We start from the raw sequence: 18,587 nt of genomic DNA, 5'->3' as shown, positions 1-18,587 counted from the left end.
GTATCAGATGCGAATACGCAAGCATGAATATGAGAAACATGCTTTGTTCGGCCGTGCTTGCCGTTGTACATTACGGCATCCTAGTCACCCGAGCCCTCCAGCATGCGCCAACCGAGCCAATTCTCCCTGCTGACCCAGCGCCGTTTCGCCCCCTTTTTCTGGACCCAGTTCCTGGGCGCGTTCAACGACAATCTGTTCAAGACGGCACTCCTGGTCGTGATGACCTACGACGCGCTGAACTGGACCACGCTCGACCCGTCGCTCATCAACAATCTGATCCCCGGCCTGTTCATCCTGCCGTACGTGGTGTTCTCCGCCACGGCCGGCCAGCTCGCTGACAAGTTCGACAAGGCCAGGCTCGCGCGCATCGTCAAGATCGCCGAGATCGCGATCATGCTGGTGGCCGGTATCGGCTGGATGACGCACAATCTGTGGCTGCTGATCGCGGCCGTGATCGGCATGGGCATGCACTCGACGCTGTTCGGGCCCGTCAAGTACGCCTACCTGCCACAAAACCTGAAACCGGATGAACTGGTCGGCGGCAATGGCGTGGTCGAGATGGGGACGTTCGTCGGCATCCTGCTGGGCGAAGTGGCTGGCGCGGTGCTGGTTGGCCGGCCGAACGGCATCATGCTGGTGGCCGGCGGCACGGTGCTGTTTGCCGTGCTGGGTCTGCTGGCCAGCTGGCGCATCCCGCCATCGCCGGCGCCGGTGCCCGAGCTGCGCATCAGCCGCAACATCATTGCCGAATCGTGGCGCAACTTGTCGTACTCGCGCAAGAACCGCACCGTGTTCCTGTCGATGCTGGGCAACTCGTGGTTCTGGTTCTATGGCGCGCTGCTGCTGGCCCAATTCCCCGTGTTTTCCAAGGATTACCTGCGCGGCGATCATAGCGTGTTCGTGCTGCTCTTGACCGTGTTCTCGCTCGGCATCGGCGCCGGTTCGCTGCTGTGCGAACGCCTGTCGGGCCACAAGGTCGAGATCGGCCTGGTGCCGTTCGGCTCGATCGGCCTGTCAGTCTTCGGCATCGACCTGTATTTCGCCAGCTCGGGGTTCATGGCGGGCACGGCGATCGTCGACTGGCTGGCGCTGCTGGGCCAGCCCGGCGCCTTGCGTATCCTGTTCGACCTGGTGATGATCGGCGTGTTCGGGGGCCTCTTCATCGTGCCGCTGTTCGCGCTGATTCAGACGCGCTGCGACCAGAAGCACGTCTCGCGCACGATCGCCGGCATGAATATCCTGAACGCAATTTTCATGGTGGCCTCGGCTGGCGTGGCGATCCTGCTGCTTGGGCAGGGCTTCTCGATTCCGGAGCTGTTCCTGACCACGGCGCTGCTCAATGCGGTGGTGGCCATCTACATCTTCTCGCTGGTGCCGGAATTCCTGATGCGCTTTTTGGCCTGGATCCTGATCCACACCGTCTACCGTGTGCGCATGATCGACACCTCGCATATCCCGGCCGAAGGCCCGGCGGTGCTGGTCTGCAACCACGTGAGCTACGTCGATGCGATCGTCATCAACGCAGCCAGCCCGCGCCCGATCCGCTTCGTGATGGACCACCGCATCTTCAAGACGCCGTTCCTGCGCTGGATTTTCCGCGCCGTCAATGCGATCCCGATCGCGCCGGCCAAGGAAGACCCGTGGACGATGGAAAAGGCCTTCGTCGACATCGCCCACGCGCTGCATGACGGCGAGCTGGTCTGCATCTTCCCGGAAGGGCGCCTGACGAAAACGGGCGAGATGAGCGAGTTCAGGAATGGCATCACCAAGATCGTCGAGCGCAACAAGGTGCCGGTGATTCCGATGGCGCTGCGTGGGCTGTGGGGCAGCTGGTTCACGCGCGACCAGGGCAATCTGTTTGGCCGCCGCATCGCGCGCGGCATGCGCTCGCAACTGTCGTTGGCGGTGGGAACACCAGTGGCGCCGGAGCTGGCGACACCGGAATATCTGCAGCAGCAGGTGATGACGTTGCGCGGGGAGTGGAAGTAAGCGGAAGTCAGTGCCGGGCCATAGCACCGCGACAGGTATGGCAAAAGCGCAAGATTTTTTTTGTGGCTCTGATATAATTATTGACTAGTCGGGGCGTAGCGCAGCCTGGTAGCGTACGTGCATGGGGTGCACGGGGTCGGAGGTTCGAATCCTCTCGCCCCGACCATAAGAATCAAACACTTAGGCCAATCTTCGGATTGGCCTTTTTCTTTTCTACGGTATTTACCCCTACATTTACCCCTACAGCTTTGTTGCGCCGGTTGAAGATCATTTTGCATTCGAGTATCTATTCCCTGCTACTGCAGTTATGGTGTACGAACAGGTTTTGACACGATAAGAAGGTCAGTCTGAATTCATAACTGTTGCATTTCTATTCGGGTTGCGATGATGACTACTGATTCCAAGCAAGAATGCCGGCGCCTAGACTACGTGCGCGCAGTCGACGTTAGTGCTGCCGTGACTATCAAATCCTCTTTAGGCGTTCAACGAGCTGAGAATTATCTTCAGGACGTGGGGGTGCCTGATCAAGTTATCGTGAGAGTCCTATCCGGCGGCCCTTGTCGAGCTACTTTCGACCTTCCAGAGCATCCTAATTATCGGTTGTGCGGGTATATCAGCTCGAAGTCGTAACAGATGCGGCGATGCGAGCAGCCTGCCATTTTTCGATTGCAGTCGAATCCCAAGCTACCGAGCGCGCTCCGATCCGGATAGGCGCCGGGAAGATGCCCGCTTGGATATCGCGGTAAATTGCAGTGCGCGATTTCCCGACTAGAGAGATTACTACCGGCAGCCGCAGAAAGCGTGTGATTCGTTCCATTGTCATTTCCCTTCTTTTTGGGTTTCAAGCACGGCTTTCAGATATTCGATGGCTTCCAACGCCTTTGGCTCGGACTCGAACACGTCGCGCGCCATATCCAACGCAGCGGCCAAGCGTACGCCGTGCAGGGTGTGAATGGCTTTGATCACGTCGACGATCTCATAGTCATGGCCGCAGCCGAAGACGATGGCCGCGATGTCTCGCATGCCGCGCTGGAAGCGATCCTTGCGGACGATCTTGCCGTCGCTCCTGAACTCGTATTCGTCTGGCCTGCCGTCGCTGTATTCTGCTGCGCGCAGATCGCGCTCCGTCACTTCTCGTCTCACGATTGACCGCCTTCCTGGCGCTCGCTTGATGTAGATGCTAGAGCTGCCGCGCGGTCGACCCTGCGCGCCCATCCCCAAATCGGCCCGTCTTCGCTGTCGTGGATCGAGAAGGTGAACCAGCCGTTGCCGGCGGGTTCTTCCGGCGCCCAGCTCGAAGCGTTGCATTCGCCGTTCTCGAACCATGCGTCGTAGAGAGGGTGATCAGGATCACTCTCCAGTGCCTTGTATTTCATTTCGAGGCCGACGGCCTTCACCCATGCCAAATACGAATCGACGTCTTCGTCGAAGTTCGGGATTGCGGGATGCGACCACCAGCCGTTGTCGTCTCGATCGACTGGCACGGGTCCGATCGCCTCCCAAGATTGGCTCAGTACCGCCGGCTGGACAGATTGTGCGGCGATGGCATCGATGAGGCGGAGGTTAATCTGGTCGGCGAGCGCGCCGGCGGCAGTGGACACCTCGACCACCAGCACGCGCTCGTGCTTTTCGCCGCGATGCTGGAAGGCGCTGCCGGCCGGACCGACTTCGCCATAGTTTTCGCCGGTCATGCACAGCGACCAGATGCGCGGCATCGCTGGGCGATCAGCGTCCATCAACATATGGACGGGCATGCCAAATGCACGGGCAATTCGCTCTTTGGTGAGCTGGATGGCTTGGGTGATCGTCATCAGTTTCCCTCTCGGTCTCGGTTAATGCGGCGCGGCATTGTCATCGCCAGCTTGTTTTCGGCACGCATACGATGCGCTTGCGCGATCGTGGCTGCTGCTTCTGCGACGATCAGCTTGCGGAGCAGGTCGCGTGCCATCTCTTCGTCGCTCTGGTAGTTGATGCGCAATTCTTCATAGGTCATAGCGGCCACCCGTGAGCAATGGCCGAGGCGCACGCGGCGCAATACAGCACGACGATCGCGCACTTCCATTTGATGACCCGCAGGCGGTGCTCGTTCATGTCTTCACCGCCAGTTCGCGAATCACGTCGTGCATGCCGGAGATGGCTTGGTCGGTGGCTTTCTTGATGCGGTCCAGGCGCAGGCGCGCTTCCATGATCGGCACCAGCGCGCCGCGCGCCAGATCCTCAACGGGGAGCGTGAACAGCACGCGCAGCTCGAAGTGGTCGGGCGATGCCCGCACTTCAGCCAACCGCTCCTGCGTTTTGATTTCGGCCCACAGGGCGAAGCCACCCGCGTGCGGCCGGTAGAAGTAGACGATGCTCGATGCTGGCAGCGGCGTGCCGTCGCTGCCCCAGTCCAGCGGGCAGTCGGGCAGTCGGGCAGGGCATGTTCGTCGACGCGGCGCTGCAGCTCTGGCGCCAGTACTTGTGTGGTACTAGTCGTGGTCACTTTATTTGCTCCTTTGGGCGTGCTGATGCGAAAGCTTTTTCGATCGCCACCGCGCGCTGGTGGCGGTTCGACTGCGCATTGAATCGAGACTGCTGGACAGCCGTGCGGTCGGCTGGCGTCCACGTCTGCAAATCGGCGCTAGGTGCGCGACGGGCGCGACGTTTCATGCCCGCGCCTCACCGCCCATCGCTTCGACAAGGTCCGCCAGCAGCTTGGCCAGTTCGCCAGACATGAGAGCGAAGTCGCTGTCGAAACGCTCGTCGGAGTCATACACGCCGGTACCGTTTTCCTTCAGCACGTCCAGCGGCTTGACGCTCTTGATAGCCAGCGACTCATCCAGCACGAAGCTGACGCGGTCGTTCCACGTCAGTGCCAGGCGGGTGCACTGTTTGCCAGCGGCGATGTGGCGCCGGGTGTCCTGTGGATCCAGGGTGTGGCGTTTGTATCCGATCTGGGCACGACTCTCGCCGGTAGCGCGAAGCGTCGCATCCTGGTCGATCGTAAAGCCGTACGGCGCTTCATCGGCTTCGAGCCAACCAGTCATTACGGCCACCGGCGAACGCTGCACGCGTAGCGATTCCAGCGGCATCTTGTCGACCGCCTTGAGCAGCAGCTTGACGACGTCATCAGCCTTGGCCGGGCCCGACGCATCGACCACGAGCCAGCCATTGACCGGATCGATCCATACGAGCACGGCCGAGCGGATCGGGAACGCGCGCGGCAGCAGCTCGTCGGCAACGCGCTCTTTCAACTCGCGCATCGCCTTCTTCCCTGGGCGGAACCCTTGCTGTTCTTCCAGCTCATCGGCGCGCGCCGTGGCGACCTGGTTGATCACCTTTGCGGGTAGTACCTTCTTCTCGGTAGCGAGCTGCAGCAAGAATTGGCCGTTCACTGCATGCACGAGTAGCGCGCCGGCGCCGCGCGGCGATTGCCACCCTTGGCGCAGCAGCTCGCTGCTTGAGGCCGGCTCGAAAGCCTGATGCGCAAGAGCGGTCGCCAGTGCGCCGGCGGTCATTGCGTATGGCGTCGGCAGGCGGTAGATCTGGAGGTTTCGGAAAAACATCGTAGTTCCTTCGTTATCGGGAAGTCAGTTACAGGTGTGGCGCGATCGGATCGATTGCGCCGGCCAGGCATATCAGCAGGGCCAGCAAAGCGAGCATCACGCCTGGGTGGCGCTCGGCCCAGTCCATGCCGAAGAAGAGGAGAAAGCGGATCATGGTGATCTCGGCATCAGTGCGCGGCGCGCAGGTCGGCCAGGCGCTGGATTGCGGCGCGGACAATTGCTGCGAGCGTCGCGGCGTTCGCGTCCGGATGCTCGGCATAGGACTCGGTTACGTTGCGCCGCCCGACGCCCACTCCGACGGACACGGTGCCCTCGTCAGCATCGTGGCGAATACTCAGGCCCAGCTCGGTGCTGAGCGCGCCGGCGGCATCCCATGTCCGGCGCCAGTGCGGCGGCACCTGCGGAATCTTCGTTGAGAAGGTCAGGCGTGGCGAGCTAGCGCTGTTGCCGAAAGTGCTCGTGCGCGGGCTGTAGATGAGTGACTCGCTCATGCCCAAGAAGCTGGGCGCCTTAAATGTGCGGCGCCATTGCGGGTGAAGTTTCGCCAACGCGATCTCGTCAGCAAAGGCTGCCGCCAAATATTCGTTATTCCATTGCTCGGTCATGTTGTCTCCAATTTCGCAGCTCAAATCTTGAGCTCGCCTCGATGAAGCAACTTTACCAATAAGATAAATAACGCGCAAGAACTATTTATCAAAAAGATTTATGGCGTGTACAATTGCCTCCATTGGCCGATTTTGGCTGATTGCAGGCTTGGGGCAGGGAGGGGAAACCGCCGACGCTCAGGCTCAAGTGCCAAGGACGACCGGAAGGGCAACGCGTGGGTGGATCGTAGAGCGCGCCGGGGGACAGGTAGAGATGCCTGGGAAGTCTGCGAACAAGCGAAAGTGTCCGAAGGCGAAAGCATGGGATGCGGTAGCCCACCACGGAGGTCGATAAACGTCGACCGCTTTAGGGAGGGTTACGCTCTGGAACCGAGGCTCCGCTGGGATAAAGCGAAGCCGATAACTTAGAAATACCTACCTGAACAGCCAAGAACAGAACCTGAACAGTACCTATAGAGGGTGCGTTGTAAAAAAGGCCCGAAAATGTCGCAAAAATTGACTCTCGAGGTTTACCTTGAAGCAAGGGGAGAAATAAAGTCGCTGACCCGCATCGAGGCGGAGGCTTTTGGCATCCCTTATCCACTGGTTTCCGGCTGGCCAGCTTTCTACGGGACTATGGAGATCACGTCTACAATGCTCGAAAATTTGTCAGCTAATACTATAACTGCCAAGCGGTCGACCGCAAATAGAGCACTCCGGGGCCTCGAGGGAGCGAGAAAGGCTATGGCACAACTATCGACGCTTTGCACTGTCGAAGCAAATGTTGCAATGGTGACAACTAAGCCTGAAATAATTCAAGGCTTTGTTTTACGCTGCCCTCGCAGACACACTGCCAGGCGGTGACTGACTTGATCGTAAAAAAGCCCGCTAGAGCGGGCTCTCATTTTTGAACAGCAGAAAACGGGTACAACTCTCGGTACCGCGTTTCTAGTCCCCGTATCAACGCATTGCTAGAGGCTGAGACAGATCTCAGCACACTATCCAATTCGGCACCTTTGGGCGGTACCGATGTCGGCCCAGGCATCGCTTTATCAGTGATTGCTTGCCTGTACTGCCGCAGCAATTTGTCAATATCACTGGTCTTGAATAGTTTGCATAAAACTACTGAAGAGTTGACCTGATGCACACCAAAATGCACAGTCCAGTAACTTGAGTCCCGACTTGCTTCAAGGTCCGTCAAATAGCTAACTACATTTGATTCGACCTCCCGAAGGGAATCTGTAACTGAGCTGATCTGGTCACGTAGCTCTTTCCGTTCATCTCGCCGCTTGTTTTGTGTGTTGCTGACCCGCCAACCGAACAAAACGATAGCCCACGTAACTACGTAGCCCGTGATCTGAATGCCAAGTTTCGTTACCTCGAGCCATTCGGTAGGACTGTTTGCTGGAGGAGCAGTCATCACGTGCGTAGAAGACTCGATCGCTGTAACGACCGACATGCATTGGTGATGTACTCGATCGTTTCCGCGAGATAGCTCTGGTCCATGGGATCATCATCTGCCACTAGCTTAAGACGATTTTTTACATCATCTTGGGTAAGCTTCAACTTCCGAACGATACCTCCAAATGCCTCTTCTAGGAATGATGACCCAAACCCTTCCGTACCGCTAAGATGTACCTCAACGACCTCCCCAGAACTCAAGGGAGCTTCCAAGAACTCATCTCTAAACCGTTCACCACTATCTGGACCATCCCCATAAAATCGTCCAACTGGATAAGCAGAGAACTCTTTGGCGATATTTATCACTTTCATTTTTCCTCGATTCCGTTCTCAGTGAAGGCCAAGAACGGCAATATTGCACTAAGTGGAATTGTCCACTCTACGAGTGTACCATTGAGCGGAACGTCCTGCCCGTACACGACTGAGCTAGAGATCCCGTCACGGACACGGTACACGTACTCTCCCTTCTTGCTCAAGATCCGTAGAGTCCCTGCTTGACATATATCTATGATCTGTTTCAGATCATTCAAGCCCTTGCCGCGGTGAGTTTGGCCCATGCGGGAGCGTCCAACTTCCATGGCAGCATGAATCATGGCACCCTCGTTGTTCTCCAGATTTAGCGCCGCAAGTATTGCTGGCAGTACATCACGATGTGTGCGCGGCAGACTACGCGGAATGCCGATACCTTGGTCAACAATCATGATCTTCAGTTCTTTCCGAAGCTTGTTGATATGGCCAAGCATCCACCATCCCTTCTTGATGACCTTGATCGGTCCAACCTCCCAATCATCAGGATAGGCGTGCTGAGAGACGTTGGTCATTGCTTCAGTCAGACCTCGGAAGACCGAACTCCGCTTGTCCTTCGTAAGCTGCCCCTCATGGGGGCCGAGCAAAGCGGAGCGCAACTCAACAGCTAACCGACCATCAGCCTGCGTACCTTTACGGACCTTAATGTACTCTAATGGAAAAGATTTCGGCGCAATGTCAATTTCGCTACGCACGCCCAGGGCTTCGAAAAAGCCACTGTCTCGCATTTGTCGATGTAACCGCTTGTCCCTCGGGTAGGTGCCCGTGAGCATCAAAACCCCAGCGACAGTTCTGCATCGATCGAATTCCGCTACAAGGTAGAGAATGGCAGCAGACGAAATCACCTTAGTTTCTTCAAAATCCAGAATCATGCGTTTTTTCAAGATTAAGCAGTTAGTACGGCATGCCTCAGCGAGCTCGTAAGTAGCCGTCCGATTCCGCGTCAAGTCTAAGATTTCTGGGACTTTTACCATAAGGCGCCTATCGCGCCAGCTGTATTCACCGACCGGGCCGTGGCGACGTCGATGTTTCGTGGTTGCAAACGCCTTCCTTCGCTGCCTCTCATAGGCAGTGCGCTGTTCTCTGATCTTTTGAGCTACATCATTAACTTGTGATGACATCGTGTCTAATTTGAAGTAGTTCTGTAGGTGGTGTGCTTGAGTTTCGCGGATGGTTGGTGACGCGAGGCCAATCTTTGTAAACCATCTTTGCCATAGATTCCACTGCACCGCAGAGCGCTCAGCTCTCCGCCGAACTCAACATGCGATGCGTAGGTGCTTTTTAGCTGCGGTGCAGTTCAACGCAAGCTCAACGGAGCGGCCTTCTTTCGGGTTGAAGATCGCGAAGACAAGAAAGTTCGTGCCATTGCACTGTGCTCTGATCGATCCATCAGCGTGACGTGTCGCTCCGGATACCTTCTTGCATGCTCGATGGTTCTCTGTGATGATTTTGGTAGCTACGGCTTGGGCATCGCCTTGGGGGGCAGCTCCAATGCTGATCCCGGCAGCATCCACGACGGCTGGCGCCAACACCGAGCTCACGAGGATTGCGAGGGCGACAAAGGTTTTCTGCATTTTGGACTTTGAGTTGGCATCTAAGCGTGCCGTTTCGCTCGCGCGAGTATAGCTGGGCGCAGGCGCCGAAATCTCGCCAAAACCCACCGGAGGTATGGAGCAAGTTCGCGGCCTTCTGGCTGTCACAAACCGTCGGTTTTCTCGACTGTTTTCACGGTGGGCTTTTCGTTCAAGAAGTCGAGTAGCCCTTCGCCCTCCTTCAGGATGACCGGCACAGGTGCAGGTGCCGCTGGACGCATTGAGGCAAAACCGGTCAAGATCGCGCCGACAACTGCGAGCACGCCTGAGAAGATTAACAAGTTCTGGCGCTGCTCCATAAGATTAACGTTCGCAACGCTCATTGCCGGGGTACGGACCCCGTAGCCGAAGTCTCTCGACTCCACTTCGACATTGACCTTCATATTGAGAGCGAAAACACTGAGCGCCAAGCCGACCACCAAAATTAAGATGCCGAAGAATTTCATGTTAAAGGCCTGTGCAAGGTTGGAATTCCCGACATCTAAGCGTGCCGTTTCGCTCGCGGGAGTATAGCTGGGGCGCAGGCGCCGAAATCTCGCCAATAGTCACCAGAGGTAAGAAGGAGCGATCGCGTGTTCGCTGATGATCACGACTTGTTGGGCTGCAGCACTGTGGTTACGTCTTGGCCGTTCATGAACAGCTCAACGATTTGGCCTGACCGCAAATCGCCCCGGCATGTCGCAGCGGGAACATTAAGGTCGTTATCAGAGGGGAAGTAGTAGAGGGTGTCTTTCGGCCAGACAAAATAGAATTCTGGATAGGTGCCTTGATTTCTCGCATCGGGCAATGGCGGGACCTCACCGGCACGAGACAGCGTCTTTATCTGATCTTGACAGGATGCGAGTGCTTGATATGCTCTCCAGGTGTGATCCGCTTCTGTCGCCGGAATTATCCGGGTGTAGCCCACAAAAACTAGGCAACCTGCAGTGCCGAGCATTAGCGCAGCTGCTGCCCAGCCTCTCCAGCTTGGCCAAATTCTACATTGCGCGCCTGGCGAAAAAGGCCGTAGTGCGTCTGCGGCTGCTAGTTGCGTACCACACCAGGGACAGCTCGCGCTTTGCCTACGGGAAGACAAGATAACCTTGCACCCTGGACACTTGATCTTCGTCATCGTTGCCCTCACAAGTAGCTGTCAAAAAACAGGGAATTTGAACTAATGCTACTAAGGAATTATTTCGGAAGGCTATCCATTTGTCACATCGGGCGAGATATTTAAGGCTGTTATTTAAGCGTCTCGTGGCCGTGTACATGCGTTTGTTGGCTAGCTGGCCTTGCCGAGATGATCGTTACTGATACGATGGTGAGGTGTCTTGTAACTGGTGCAGATAATAGGTAAATTCCATCCCAGCATCGAGTAATGAGTCGAGCCAGTTTGCAGTGATTGGGTGCGAACTGATCTTGGGCCGCAGTGAAATGGCCGCTTTCCTCATCGCAGGGACGAAATAGTATCGCTCCCAGTCGGTTTGATCGTGAATCCCATCTTGAACCTTGCCCCGCTTACAAGCAGCCCTTACGTCAGATTTGAGTTGACGGTAGAGAGTCTGCAGGTAACCTTTTTCAAACGGATTGACCTGGCTTCGTCCATCGATTCGATTCGCTATCTCATTTATGCGTTGCGAAAATGATTCAAGCGCGCTGATCACCGTATCCTTGCCAATGTCCGTTGACATTCCATGTTCCTTACATTCTGCCGGTCAGCATTCGACCAGGTTGATAAACCACGCGTCCGACAATAGAGAGCCAGCCGCTGCGCGCATTTAAGGGCTTAAAATCAGGGTTGATGAAGCTGAGGTACCACTGACCACCACGCCGCTGCAGTTGCGTGATGCACGCCTCCCCATCCCAGTTCACCGCGTAGACTTCACGATCGCGCCGCGCCGTGTCCGAGGTGTCGATCACAATCCAGTCATCCTCGAAGACCAATGGTTCTAGGCCCCGATCTCTCACCTGCATCGCAAGCAGGGCGTCGTGTTCAGATCCGAGGCCCTGGAAATCGCTAGCTGGAATTTGCAGATGCTCGCCTAGTGCCAACTCCGGCTCCGTCTCGAAGCCCTGTACGCCGGCGCGCAGCCGCAGCGTAACCCGTGGTACGCCAACCCATCCGTATCCGCATACGTACTTTTCTGTACCTCCGCCGTCTCTCAAGCGCGTGAGCGGCGATACCGCTTCCGGTGCTCAACCATCACGCCGATGACGATCAAGTGATGTGTATCACTGCGTAGCGTCGGGAAGTCATCGTTCAGCGGTGTGAGCTCAAACACTACGTTGCCACCAGCATCCATTCCGCGAGGCCGGTACTTCTTGAACGTGGCTTGGTCACCACCGTTTTTTGCAACCACGAAGTCGCCAGGGTTGGGGCAAATTTCTGGGTCGATGATGACTCGATCCCCCTCGCGAAACTCCGGCATCATTGACAGCCCTTCAATTTCTAGGCTGAACGCCCAGCGTGAGAGGTTGTCGTCGTCCGTGTACTCGACTGCAAAGCCGGCGCCAAGTGGATAGGGGTTCTCCATATCCTTCAGTGCTCCGGCCTGCACAGCCGAGATCACAGGAATTGGGCGGCCACCAAGGCGCGCTGGCGAAACATTTTCATCAAACTTGTTCGTACCTTCTAAGCTGATTGCTGACGCGGCGGTGCCGGTCATTTCCGGGTGCGGCACATCCAGCCAGCCCTCTGGAAGGTGATGCGCTTGTTCGATCCGTCTTGCAATCGAGTTGCCGATGTTCTTGGAAGGAGTCGGGCCAATGATCTGGCTTACCTGAGACGCATCCATCCCCACGAGTCGCGCGAAAGCGCTTTTTTTCCCAGCGCTTGATGCGAGCAGTCGTGCATTCTCTCGGCGGATTTCTTCTCTAGTCATAAACACATCATCCGGGTTTTTATCATTCAGATAAACAACCAAAAAGATAAATATCTACTTGTGCGTGCTTTATCTTTTTGGTAAAGTAAGTCGCATGGACATGAAAACATACTTGCAGCAGGCCACGCCGGTGGAACGCGATGCGCTCGCAGCGGAGGTTGGATCGTCGGTTGGCTACTTTTACCTGTTGGCTGGAGGCCATCGGCGTGCATCACCGCGGCTATGCCGCCGCCTGATCGCCGCTGAGCCGAAGCTGACTCTCACGGATCTACGTCCGGATATCTGGTCTTCAGCGGCCCAGTTTGCTGAAAACCAAGCTCGCCGGTCAACCGACTCCGCGCCCAGCTAGAGCCAGTCTTTGCTGTGTTCGCATCGCTTCATCCATTCCTGTAACCCGCATCACTAGGAGAAAACCATGAACAACCCGAACGCCAAGACCATCTCGGTCAAAGGCTACCTTTCGCCGGACGTCTATCTGGCCAACAAGGCCGTTTTCGATCCGGTCGGCCTGTCGATGAGCGCTGCGATCGGCCTGGGCCTTCAGCAGTTGGCAGCTTCGATCCGCGAACTTGACCCTGCACATCGTACCCGCAGGGAGGCCGCAGGTCGTATGTCCAAAACGGGCCTGCAACGGACCTGGCCGCAGTCGAGCGCGCGCCGGGCACGTGGCGGCGCCCCGAAGCCTTTCATGCGGGTTTAAAGGGTTTCGGGTGCTAGGCGTATCGAAAAGTGAATAAGGAAAGGGGCCGAGATGGACGATCAGAAGGAGAAAGACAAGGTGCTGGCCAAAGCGAGCAAATGGGTGTCGAGCCGACGCGCTAAGGCCGCCGCGAAGGGGCCGGAAAAGGAGCGTGCGCAGTCTCGCCACCATCAGGACGGAAACGAGCTGGCGGAGGCGGTGGAGAAGCTGGAGAAGAGCTTCCTGCAAGGCGCAACGTAGGCAACACCCAGGCGGCGGGTCGGCGCCGTCACCAACATCACATCAGGGAGCGGAATTGACGAACGTACCAAAGCTGCTGGACACGCTGCGCGAGCGCTTCCAGATCAAGAGCGACGCGGCGTTGGCGCGTGAGCTGGAAGTCTCGCCAGCGCAAATCAGCAAGATGCGCGCCGGATCGGCCTTGGGCCCGTCGACGATCTTGAGCATCCACGAGCACCTGGGTGTACCGGTGAAAGAAATTCGCGAGTTGGCGCAGTAAAGAGAAGTACCAGCGAAGCATCGCTGAACGGCAGAAATGGAAAAGCCCGGGTGCGACCGGGCTTTGATGAAGCAACTACTTGGAGAACGCATGTTAGCACAATCAAATATCACGCCGGTGCACGCCGGTGAAGACCAGTCTTCGACTGCGCGCTTCGCACCTGTGCAAGGGTATTCGATCAACCCGGTTGATAGCGACGCCCAGTCGCTGCTCGAGCTCGTGATCGACAACGACTGGCTGCGCGCGGGCGACGTCGTGTACGTCACGGCCACCAGCCGCGTCGTGCTCACCGATTCCGACCTGAATGCGGCCGCTCGCGCCGTGATCGGGGGTGAGCAATGAGCGAAAACAAACACGCCAACTTGCGCCTGACCGCCAAGCTGCTGCCATTGATCCTGCCGTTCATGGCTAAGAACGAGATTCGCTATTACCTGAACGGCATCAATGTGCGTCCCCATTCGAGTGGCGGTGCCATCATCGTCGCTACAAACGGCAATGCGCTGGGTGCTATCCATGATCGAAATGCAGTTTGCGAACATGAAGTCATCTTGCGCTTTGACACCCGTATGCAGCAGGCTTGCGCCGTAGGTCTGAGCGATGACCGCGAGATCGTGATGATCGGCGATCGACTTGCCGTGATCGACAAGTCTGGGGCGGAAATTTATATCCAAGCCGGCCTCCCTGAGATCGAGGGCAATTTCCCTCGCTACGAGCGGGTGATACCTAAGACAGACACTTTGCAGCCTGGATTACTCGGTACGTACAGTGCATCGGTGCTCGCGCCGGCCGAAAAGGCGGCATTGGCAGCTTCAAAGCGGAACAGCGGGCGCTATAGCGCTATGCAGTTTTTCAACGTGAATGGCGACCCAAATGGAAGTGCTGTCATCCGTCTTCCCACGGAGCAGGATTTCGTAGGGGTACTGATGCCCATGCGCTCGGAGCCTTTAAGATCGGCCACGCCAGACTGGGTTCCAGTGCTGCACGCTGCCGACGCTGCAGCCAAAGAAGCACGGAGCGCAACATGACGCGCGCCAGTTACGTCACCCCTGGCCAAACCGCCGCGCGCATCGACAACCTGCGCCGCCTGGTGGCTGAACTTATGATCCGCCCATTGCGGCGCGACGAGATCGGAAACCTGCTGCAGATGGGCCCATCCGGCGTACGCAAGTACCTGGTCGATCTCGGCAGCCGCATCACGACCGCGCGCGTCGACAGTGAATCGATGTGCTTCCTCGCGATCACGCCCGAGCAGGCCCAGGCCTATCTCGCTCAGCTGGCTACGGCGCCGGTGGCGCGGCCCACCGGTGTGCCGAAGCGCCCGAGCGATATCGTAAAGCTCGGCGCCGGCCGCCTCGTACATATCATGGAAGACGACGTGCACTACTCGGTGCGCCTGAGCTTGGTGACGCCCGCGCGCGACCCGCTGGTAGCTGCGCTGTTCGGCGCACGTGATCCGGAGGTGCGGGCATGAAGCGCGACCTCATGACAATGGGCCTCGACCTGGGCAGCGAGCTGATCATCGACAACTTCGCTGGCGGCGGCGGCACGAGCACCGGGCTTGAGGCCGCGTTCGGTCGCCACGTAGACATCGCGATCAACCATGACCCCGAAGCGCTGGCCATGCACGCCATCAACCACCCGCGTACGAAGCACCTGTGCGAGAGCGTGTGGGACGTCGATCCGATCGTGGTGACCGGCAACCAGCCGGTCGGCCTGGTGTGGCTCAGCCCAGACTGCAAGCATTTCAGCAAGGCGAAGGGCGGGAAGCCGGTCGAGAAGAAGATCCGTGGACTGGCCTGGGTGACGCTGCGCTGGGCAGCAAAGTGCCGGCCGCGCGTGATCATGCTCGAGAACGTCGAAGAGTTCAAAACGTGGGGTCCGCTGATCCAAGACGCTGACGGCGCCTGGAAGCCGGATCCGGCGAAGCGCGGTAAGACGTTCGACAGCTTCGTTCGCCAGCTCAAGGCGCACGGCTACAAGGTCGACCACCGCGAACTGCGTGCGAGCGACTACGACACGCCGACCATTCGCAAGCGCTTCTTTCTGGTGGCGCGCCGCGACGGCTTGCCGATCCTGTGGCCAGAGCCGACCAACGGCGCGCCGGATTCGATCGGCGTCCGCGCCGGCAAGCTGCAGCCGTACCGCACCGCGGCGGAGTGTATCGACTGGTCGCTGGAGTGCCCGAGCATCTTTACCCGCAAGCGCCCGCTGGCCGAGGCCACGCTGCGTCGCATCGCCAAGGGGATCATGCGTTACGTGGTCGACGCGGCCGACCCGTTCATCGTGGGGCAGGGCGGCCCGGTCTACGCCGGCAAGCCAGTAACCGCATGCCAGCCGTTCGGTACCTTGACCACCGAGAACCACCGCGCCGTTGTCGTGCCGAGTATCGTCCCGGTCACGCACCAGGGCAGCGATCGCAGCGAGTCGATACACGAGCCATTCCGTACCATCACTGGCGCGCAGCGCGGCGAGAAGGCGCTGGCCACGGCCACGATGGTGCAGGTCGGCTACGGTGAGCGCGAAGGGCAGGCGCCGCGCGCTCTGGATATCGAGAAGCCGCTCGGCACCGTCGTTGGCTCGACGAAGGCCGCTCTCGTAACTGCATTCCTCAACGAGCACGCCAATGCCAGCAACCAGCGGGTGATGTCGGCAAGCGAGCCGCTGCGCACGGTATGCGCCCAAGTAAAAGGCGGGCACTTCGGCCTGGTGTCGGCCGTGCTGGTCGATGCAGCGCACGGTGAGCAATCGCCATCTGGCGTGAAGCGCTGGGGCCAGGGCGTGAAGGATGTCGACCAGCCACTCGGCACCGTGGTCGCCAGCGGCAACAAGGCGCTGGCCACGGCATTCCTCGCGAAGCATTACACCGGCGTGGTTGGGTCCGAGATGGTGCAGCCGATCGGCACGGTAACCAGCACAGATCATCACAGTCTGGTGGTGGCGCACGTCCAGCGCGACATGGGCAAGAGCATCGGCCACGCCGCCGGCGCGCCGCTCGGCACGGTCACGGCCGGCGGTGGAGGGAAGTCGGCTCTGGTTGCCAGTAGTCTAGTAAAGCTGCGCGGCACGAGCACGGCCGCCGGCGCCGACGAGCCGCTGCACACGATCAGCGCCGGCGGGCAGCATCACGCCGAGGTGCGCGCCTTCCTGCTGGCGTACTACGGGACGGATCAAGACCAGGCGCCGAGCTCACCGCTCGCGACAGTCACCAGCCGCGACCGCTTCGGCCTAGTGACGATTCACGGCCAGGATTACGAGATCGTGGACATCGGCCTGCGCATGCTGGCACCACACGAGCTCTACCGCGCTCAGGGCTTCCCGGCTGGGTACGTCATCGACGAGATTCCGGATCCTGCGCTGCTATTCGCCGACGGCGCTCAGATCACAGCTGATCCGCTCTCGCTTCCGCGCATCCCGCTCACGAAATCGGCCCAGGTGCGCATGTGTGGCAACAGTGTCTGCCCGCCACTGTCCGAAGCACTCATCCGCGCGAACTTCGCGCACGAGCGGCAGATCGCCGGGGTGGCCGCATGACGTACATCCGCCACTCCGCGCCGCGGTGCACTGCGTGCGGTCGCCCACAGGGCCGGCCCCACGCCGACGACTGCCAGTTCGCAAATTTCATTTTTCGGAGCCTTGGTCATGACCGAGCATAGTAACTACCGCCAGCCTACGCGCGGCACTGCGGCCTTTGCCGCAGGCGAGCACCTTTACAAACATGGCCCGATGAAGGAGCAAGACCTCGAGGCTGCACTGGATGCCATCGGTGAGGCGAAACTCAAGGGCGATGCACTGCAGCGCGCGCTGCGCACCGGCTGGCTGACCGTGCAGCAGGACGGCCGAATCGCCGTCAGCCTGTACGCCCGCATCTCCTACGACCGTCTGGCCGGCATCGTGCATGTCAAGCACGTAGGCCAGGTCGCGGCACCACGCCATTCGGATGTCTTTGCGCGCCCGGCGCTGAGCAAGAAGTACATCCCTGACCGTCGTGGCCTGCGCCAGGACATACCTGCGTGGTCGGTGCGTAGCGAGACCTCGTTCAAAACCGTTGGTGGGGGTGGGGCATGAAAGAGCGCCCGATCCTATTCAGCGGCGCCATGGTGCGCTCGCTGCTCGCCGGCTCGAAGACGCAGACGCGGCGCGCGGTAAAGCTGCAGGTGCAGCACGACGATAGCTGGGTCGGCGGCTGGAAGATCGTACACAAACGCGTCACGCAGGCGCTGTTAACTTTTAACCAGCTGGGCGGCAAGCCGCTTGGCAGCGATGCCGCTATCTGTCCCTACGGACAGCCGGGCGACCGCCTGTGGGTGCGCGAAACGTTCTGCGATCTCGATGACGGCGAATTCGAATACCGGGCTGACGGCGAGTGCGATCCGAACGTGGTTCCGCGCTGGACGCCCAGCATCCACATGCCGCGCGCGGCCAGCCGCATCCTGCTCGAGATCGTGTCGGTGCGCGTCGAGCGGCTGCAGGACATCAGCGAGAAGGACGCGCGTGCCGAGGGCGTAACGATCGAGGACCGGCACATGGCCGGCTACTGCGCCGGCCAGTTCCTGCCGCCATCGATCCGCGCGTACCGCGACCTGTGGGAATCGATCAACGGCGCCGGCAGCTGGGATGCCAACCCATGGGTGTGGGTGGTCGAATTCAAGCGGGTGGCAGCATGTTGATGTCACGACTCCAAGCCATCGCGCAAGCGGACTCGATACACGCCATGGGATACGCCCATGATCTTGGCAAGCTCCTCGGAGTCAAAGGACCGCGCCTGGATTTCATGCAGCCCGACAACTTCTTTGGGAGCGTCGGGAATTCCGTGAATCCTCTCAATAGAGTACGCCGGCCAAAAGCCACCTCCGGAAGCAAGAATCGCGAATCCGTAGACACGGTAGTCGCCTTCATCCCAAGGGTTCACAGAATCGCGGGTTGTAAATGTGCTCATGTATGTTTCTCAAACGAAATTAATGGCCGACACTATATATCGAAAAGCCAAAAGCCGTTTGGAGGGCTTCAGAAATCAGCCCATGGTCATGTAATGCGATTCGACTCAGCCCCG

Annotated in this window: 25 protein-coding genes and 1 tRNA gene; 11 read left to right on the top strand and 15 right to left on the bottom strand. The window is 58.8% G+C overall.

Annotation, left to right across the window (positions count from 1 at the left end; genetic code table 11):
- Positions 1 to 102 precede the first annotated feature (102 nt).
- A complete protein-coding gene (locus tag AC56LH_RS13140; RefSeq protein ID WP_499646678.1) occupies positions 103 to 1,989 on the top strand; it encodes an MFS transporter in 1,887 nt (628 codons plus the stop codon).
- A gap of 89 nt (positions 1,990 to 2,078) precedes the next feature.
- Positions 2,079 to 2,155 (top strand) — tRNA-Pro (locus tag AC56LH_RS13135).
- A 447-nt stretch (positions 2,156 to 2,602) separates the two neighbouring features.
- Here AC56LH_RS13135 and AC56LH_RS13130 read toward each other — a convergent pair.
- From AC56LH_RS13130 to AC56LH_RS13065, 14 genes are all read right to left on the bottom strand, one after another.
- The gene (locus AC56LH_RS13130) at positions 2,603 to 2,806 is read right to left on the bottom strand and encodes a helix-turn-helix transcriptional regulator (RefSeq protein ID WP_499646677.1); all 204 of its coding nucleotides are present in this window, start codon (positions 2,804 to 2,806) and stop codon (positions 2,603 to 2,605) included.
- Between the two features lie 2 nt (positions 2,807 to 2,808).
- Positions 2,809 to 3,120 (bottom strand): hypothetical protein, encoded by a 312-nt coding sequence (locus AC56LH_RS13125; protein ID WP_499646676.1) that lies wholly within the window; start codon positions 3,118 to 3,120, stop codon positions 2,809 to 2,811.
- An 8-nt stretch (positions 3,121 to 3,128) separates the two neighbouring features.
- The gene (locus AC56LH_RS13120) at positions 3,129 to 3,800 is read right to left on the bottom strand and encodes a hypothetical protein (protein WP_499646674.1); all 672 of its coding nucleotides are present in this window, start codon (positions 3,798 to 3,800) and stop codon (positions 3,129 to 3,131) included.
- Positions 3,800 to 4,051: a hypothetical protein gene (locus AC56LH_RS13115; RefSeq protein ID WP_499646672.1), complete on the bottom strand. Its 252-nt coding sequence runs from the start codon at positions 4,049 to 4,051 to the stop codon at positions 3,800 to 3,802. Before AC56LH_RS13115 ends, AC56LH_RS13120 begins: the two co-directional genes overlap by 1 nt.
- A 25-nt stretch (positions 4,052 to 4,076) precedes the next feature.
- Positions 4,077 to 4,262, bottom strand: coding sequence for a hypothetical protein (locus AC56LH_RS13110; protein WP_499646670.1), 186 nt, complete (start codon positions 4,260 to 4,262; stop codon positions 4,077 to 4,079).
- A 372-nt stretch (positions 4,263 to 4,634) separates the two neighbouring features.
- A complete protein-coding gene (locus tag AC56LH_RS13105; RefSeq protein ID WP_499646668.1) occupies positions 4,635 to 5,534 on the bottom strand; it encodes a recombination-associated protein RdgC in 900 nt (299 codons plus the stop codon).
- A gap of 28 nt (positions 5,535 to 5,562) precedes the next feature.
- The gene (locus AC56LH_RS13100; RefSeq protein WP_343024529.1) at positions 5,563 to 5,688 is read right to left on the bottom strand and encodes a hypothetical protein; all 126 of its coding nucleotides are present in this window, start codon (positions 5,686 to 5,688) and stop codon (positions 5,563 to 5,565) included.
- 13 nt (positions 5,689 to 5,701) lie between these two features.
- On the bottom strand, positions 5,702 to 6,139 hold the full coding sequence (locus AC56LH_RS13095) for a hypothetical protein (protein WP_499646666.1): 438 nt from the start codon (positions 6,137 to 6,139) through the stop codon (positions 5,702 to 5,704).
- 1,398 nt (positions 6,140 to 7,537) lie between these two features.
- A complete protein-coding gene (locus tag AC56LH_RS13090; protein ID WP_499646664.1) occupies positions 7,538 to 7,891 on the bottom strand; it encodes an STAS-like domain-containing protein in 354 nt (117 codons plus the stop codon).
- Entirely contained in the window at positions 7,888 to 8,757 is an 870-nt protein-coding gene (locus AC56LH_RS13085; RefSeq protein WP_499646662.1) for a hypothetical protein, read from the bottom strand. Before AC56LH_RS13085 ends, AC56LH_RS13090 begins: the two co-directional genes overlap by 4 nt.
- An 824-nt stretch (positions 8,758 to 9,581) precedes the next feature.
- A complete protein-coding gene (locus AC56LH_RS13080; RefSeq protein ID WP_499646660.1) occupies positions 9,582 to 9,923 on the bottom strand; it encodes a hypothetical protein in 342 nt (113 codons plus the stop codon).
- Between the two features lie 840 nt (positions 9,924 to 10,763).
- Complete coding sequence (locus AC56LH_RS13075; RefSeq protein ID WP_499646658.1) at positions 10,764 to 11,147, bottom strand: hypothetical protein; 384 nt, start codon at positions 11,145 to 11,147, stop codon at positions 10,764 to 10,766.
- Positions 11,148 to 11,157: 10 nt separating this feature from the next.
- Positions 11,158 to 11,622, bottom strand: coding sequence for a S24 family peptidase (locus tag AC56LH_RS13070; protein ID WP_499646656.1), 465 nt, complete (start codon positions 11,620 to 11,622; stop codon positions 11,158 to 11,160).
- The gene (locus AC56LH_RS13065) at positions 11,619 to 12,380 is read right to left on the bottom strand and encodes a LexA family protein (RefSeq protein ID WP_499646654.1); all 762 of its coding nucleotides are present in this window, start codon (positions 12,378 to 12,380) and stop codon (positions 11,619 to 11,621) included. Before AC56LH_RS13065 ends, AC56LH_RS13070 begins: the two co-directional genes overlap by 4 nt.
- Before the next feature lie 373 nt (positions 12,381 to 12,753).
- Here AC56LH_RS13065 and AC56LH_RS13060 point away from each other — a divergent pair, with 373 nt between their 5' ends.
- The 9 genes from AC56LH_RS13060 (at position 12,754) to AC56LH_RS13020 (ending at position 18,204) form a co-directional block, all read left to right on the top strand.
- Positions 12,754 to 13,038 carry a hypothetical protein gene (locus tag AC56LH_RS13060; protein WP_499646652.1) on the top strand — a complete coding sequence of 95 codons (285 nt, stop codon included), beginning with the start codon at positions 12,754 to 12,756 and terminating at the stop codon, positions 13,036 to 13,038.
- 51 nt (positions 13,039 to 13,089) lie between these two features.
- A complete protein-coding gene (locus AC56LH_RS13055; protein ID WP_499646650.1) occupies positions 13,090 to 13,278 on the top strand; it encodes a hypothetical protein in 189 nt (62 codons plus the stop codon).
- Between the two features lie 55 nt (positions 13,279 to 13,333).
- Complete coding sequence (locus tag AC56LH_RS13050) at positions 13,334 to 13,537, top strand: helix-turn-helix domain-containing protein (protein ID WP_343024518.1); 204 nt, start codon at positions 13,334 to 13,336, stop codon at positions 13,535 to 13,537.
- Positions 13,538 to 13,627: 90 nt separating this feature from the next.
- The gene (locus tag AC56LH_RS13045) at positions 13,628 to 13,879 is read left to right on the top strand and encodes a hypothetical protein (RefSeq protein WP_499646648.1); all 252 of its coding nucleotides are present in this window, start codon (positions 13,628 to 13,630) and stop codon (positions 13,877 to 13,879) included.
- Positions 13,876 to 14,562: a hypothetical protein gene (locus tag AC56LH_RS13040; protein WP_499646646.1), complete on the top strand. Its 687-nt coding sequence runs from the start codon at positions 13,876 to 13,878 to the stop codon at positions 14,560 to 14,562. Before AC56LH_RS13045 ends, AC56LH_RS13040 begins: the two co-directional genes overlap by 4 nt.
- Positions 14,559 to 15,008 (top strand): hypothetical protein, encoded by a 450-nt coding sequence (locus AC56LH_RS13035; protein ID WP_499646645.1) that lies wholly within the window; start codon positions 14,559 to 14,561, stop codon positions 15,006 to 15,008. The genes AC56LH_RS13040 and AC56LH_RS13035 overlap by 4 nt, the downstream gene beginning before the upstream one ends.
- Entirely contained in the window at positions 15,005 to 17,068 is a 2,064-nt protein-coding gene (locus AC56LH_RS13030) for a DNA cytosine methyltransferase (protein ID WP_499646643.1), read from the top strand. The genes AC56LH_RS13035 and AC56LH_RS13030 overlap by 4 nt, the downstream gene beginning before the upstream one ends.
- A gap of 108 nt (positions 17,069 to 17,176) precedes the next feature.
- Positions 17,177 to 17,602, top strand: coding sequence for a hypothetical protein (locus AC56LH_RS13025; RefSeq protein ID WP_499646641.1), 426 nt, complete (start codon positions 17,177 to 17,179; stop codon positions 17,600 to 17,602).
- On the top strand, positions 17,599 to 18,204 hold the full coding sequence (locus tag AC56LH_RS13020; RefSeq protein ID WP_499646639.1) for an ASCH domain-containing protein: 606 nt from the start codon (positions 17,599 to 17,601) through the stop codon (positions 18,202 to 18,204). Before AC56LH_RS13025 ends, AC56LH_RS13020 begins: the two co-directional genes overlap by 4 nt.
- Before the next feature lie 2 nt (positions 18,205 to 18,206).
- On the opposite strand, the gene AC56LH_RS13015 is transcribed toward AC56LH_RS13020, so the two are convergent.
- Entirely contained in the window at positions 18,207 to 18,473 is a 267-nt protein-coding gene (locus tag AC56LH_RS13015) for a hypothetical protein (protein WP_499646637.1), read from the bottom strand.
- Between the last annotated feature and the right edge of the window lie 114 nt (positions 18,474 to 18,587).

Source organism: Telluria sp. LT1R51-2 (genome assembly GCF_059685775.1).
Note: the sequence above shows the minus strand (reverse complement) of the source record. Positions and strands in the feature narration are given on the sequence as shown.

What these genes read in the sequence shown, in the direction of transcription:
- AC56LH_RS13095 (WP_499646666.1), bottom strand. Translation starts at nt 6,139, where the DNA reads ATGACCGAGCAATGGAATAACGAATATTTGGCGGCAGCCTTTGCTGAC.
- AC56LH_RS13115 (WP_499646672.1), bottom strand. Translation starts at nt 4,051, where the DNA reads ATGGAAGTGCGCGATCGTCGTGCTGTATTGCGCCGCGTGCGCCTCGGC.
- AC56LH_RS13090 (WP_499646664.1), bottom strand. Translation starts at nt 7,891, where the DNA reads ATGAAAGTGATAAATATCGCCAAAGAGTTCTCTGCTTATCCAGTTGGA.
- AC56LH_RS13020 (WP_499646639.1), top strand. Translation starts at nt 17,599, where the DNA reads ATGAAAGAGCGCCCGATCCTATTCAGCGGCGCCATGGTGCGCTCGCTG.
- AC56LH_RS13100 (WP_343024529.1), bottom strand. Translation starts at nt 5,688, where the DNA reads ATGATCCGCTTTCTCCTCTTCTTCGGCATGGACTGGGCCGAGCGCCAC.
- AC56LH_RS13140 (WP_499646678.1), top strand. Translation starts at nt 103, where the DNA reads ATGCGCCAACCGAGCCAATTCTCCCTGCTGACCCAGCGCCGTTTCGCC.
- AC56LH_RS13045 (WP_499646648.1), top strand. Translation starts at nt 13,628, where the DNA reads ATGTTAGCACAATCAAATATCACGCCGGTGCACGCCGGTGAAGACCAG.
- AC56LH_RS13055 (WP_499646650.1), top strand. Translation starts at nt 13,090, where the DNA reads ATGGACGATCAGAAGGAGAAAGACAAGGTGCTGGCCAAAGCGAGCAAA.
- AC56LH_RS13075 (WP_499646658.1), bottom strand. Translation starts at nt 11,147, where the DNA reads ATGTCAACGGACATTGGCAAGGATACGGTGATCAGCGCGCTTGAATCA.
- AC56LH_RS13060 (WP_499646652.1), top strand. Translation starts at nt 12,754, where the DNA reads ATGAACAACCCGAACGCCAAGACCATCTCGGTCAAAGGCTACCTTTCG.
- AC56LH_RS13030 (WP_499646643.1), top strand. Translation starts at nt 15,005, where the DNA reads ATGAAGCGCGACCTCATGACAATGGGCCTCGACCTGGGCAGCGAGCTG.
- AC56LH_RS13130 (WP_499646677.1), bottom strand. Translation starts at nt 2,806, where the DNA reads ATGGAACGAATCACACGCTTTCTGCGGCTGCCGGTAGTAATCTCTCTA.
- AC56LH_RS13025 (WP_499646641.1), top strand. Translation starts at nt 17,177, where the DNA reads ATGACCGAGCATAGTAACTACCGCCAGCCTACGCGCGGCACTGCGGCC.
- AC56LH_RS13105 (WP_499646668.1), bottom strand. Translation starts at nt 5,534, where the DNA reads ATGTTTTTCCGAAACCTCCAGATCTACCGCCTGCCGACGCCATACGCA.
- AC56LH_RS13040 (WP_499646646.1), top strand. Translation starts at nt 13,876, where the DNA reads ATGAGCGAAAACAAACACGCCAACTTGCGCCTGACCGCCAAGCTGCTG.
- AC56LH_RS13035 (WP_499646645.1), top strand. Translation starts at nt 14,559, where the DNA reads ATGACGCGCGCCAGTTACGTCACCCCTGGCCAAACCGCCGCGCGCATC.
- AC56LH_RS13085 (WP_499646662.1), bottom strand. Translation starts at nt 8,757, where the DNA reads ATGATTCTGGATTTTGAAGAAACTAAGGTGATTTCGTCTGCTGCCATT.
- AC56LH_RS13120 (WP_499646674.1), bottom strand. Translation starts at nt 3,800, where the DNA reads ATGACGATCACCCAAGCCATCCAGCTCACCAAAGAGCGAATTGCCCGT.
- AC56LH_RS13080 (WP_499646660.1), bottom strand. Translation starts at nt 9,923, where the DNA reads ATGAAATTCTTCGGCATCTTAATTTTGGTGGTCGGCTTGGCGCTCAGT.
- AC56LH_RS13015 (WP_499646637.1), bottom strand. Translation starts at nt 18,473, where the DNA reads ATGAGCACATTTACAACCCGCGATTCTGTGAACCCTTGGGATGAAGGC.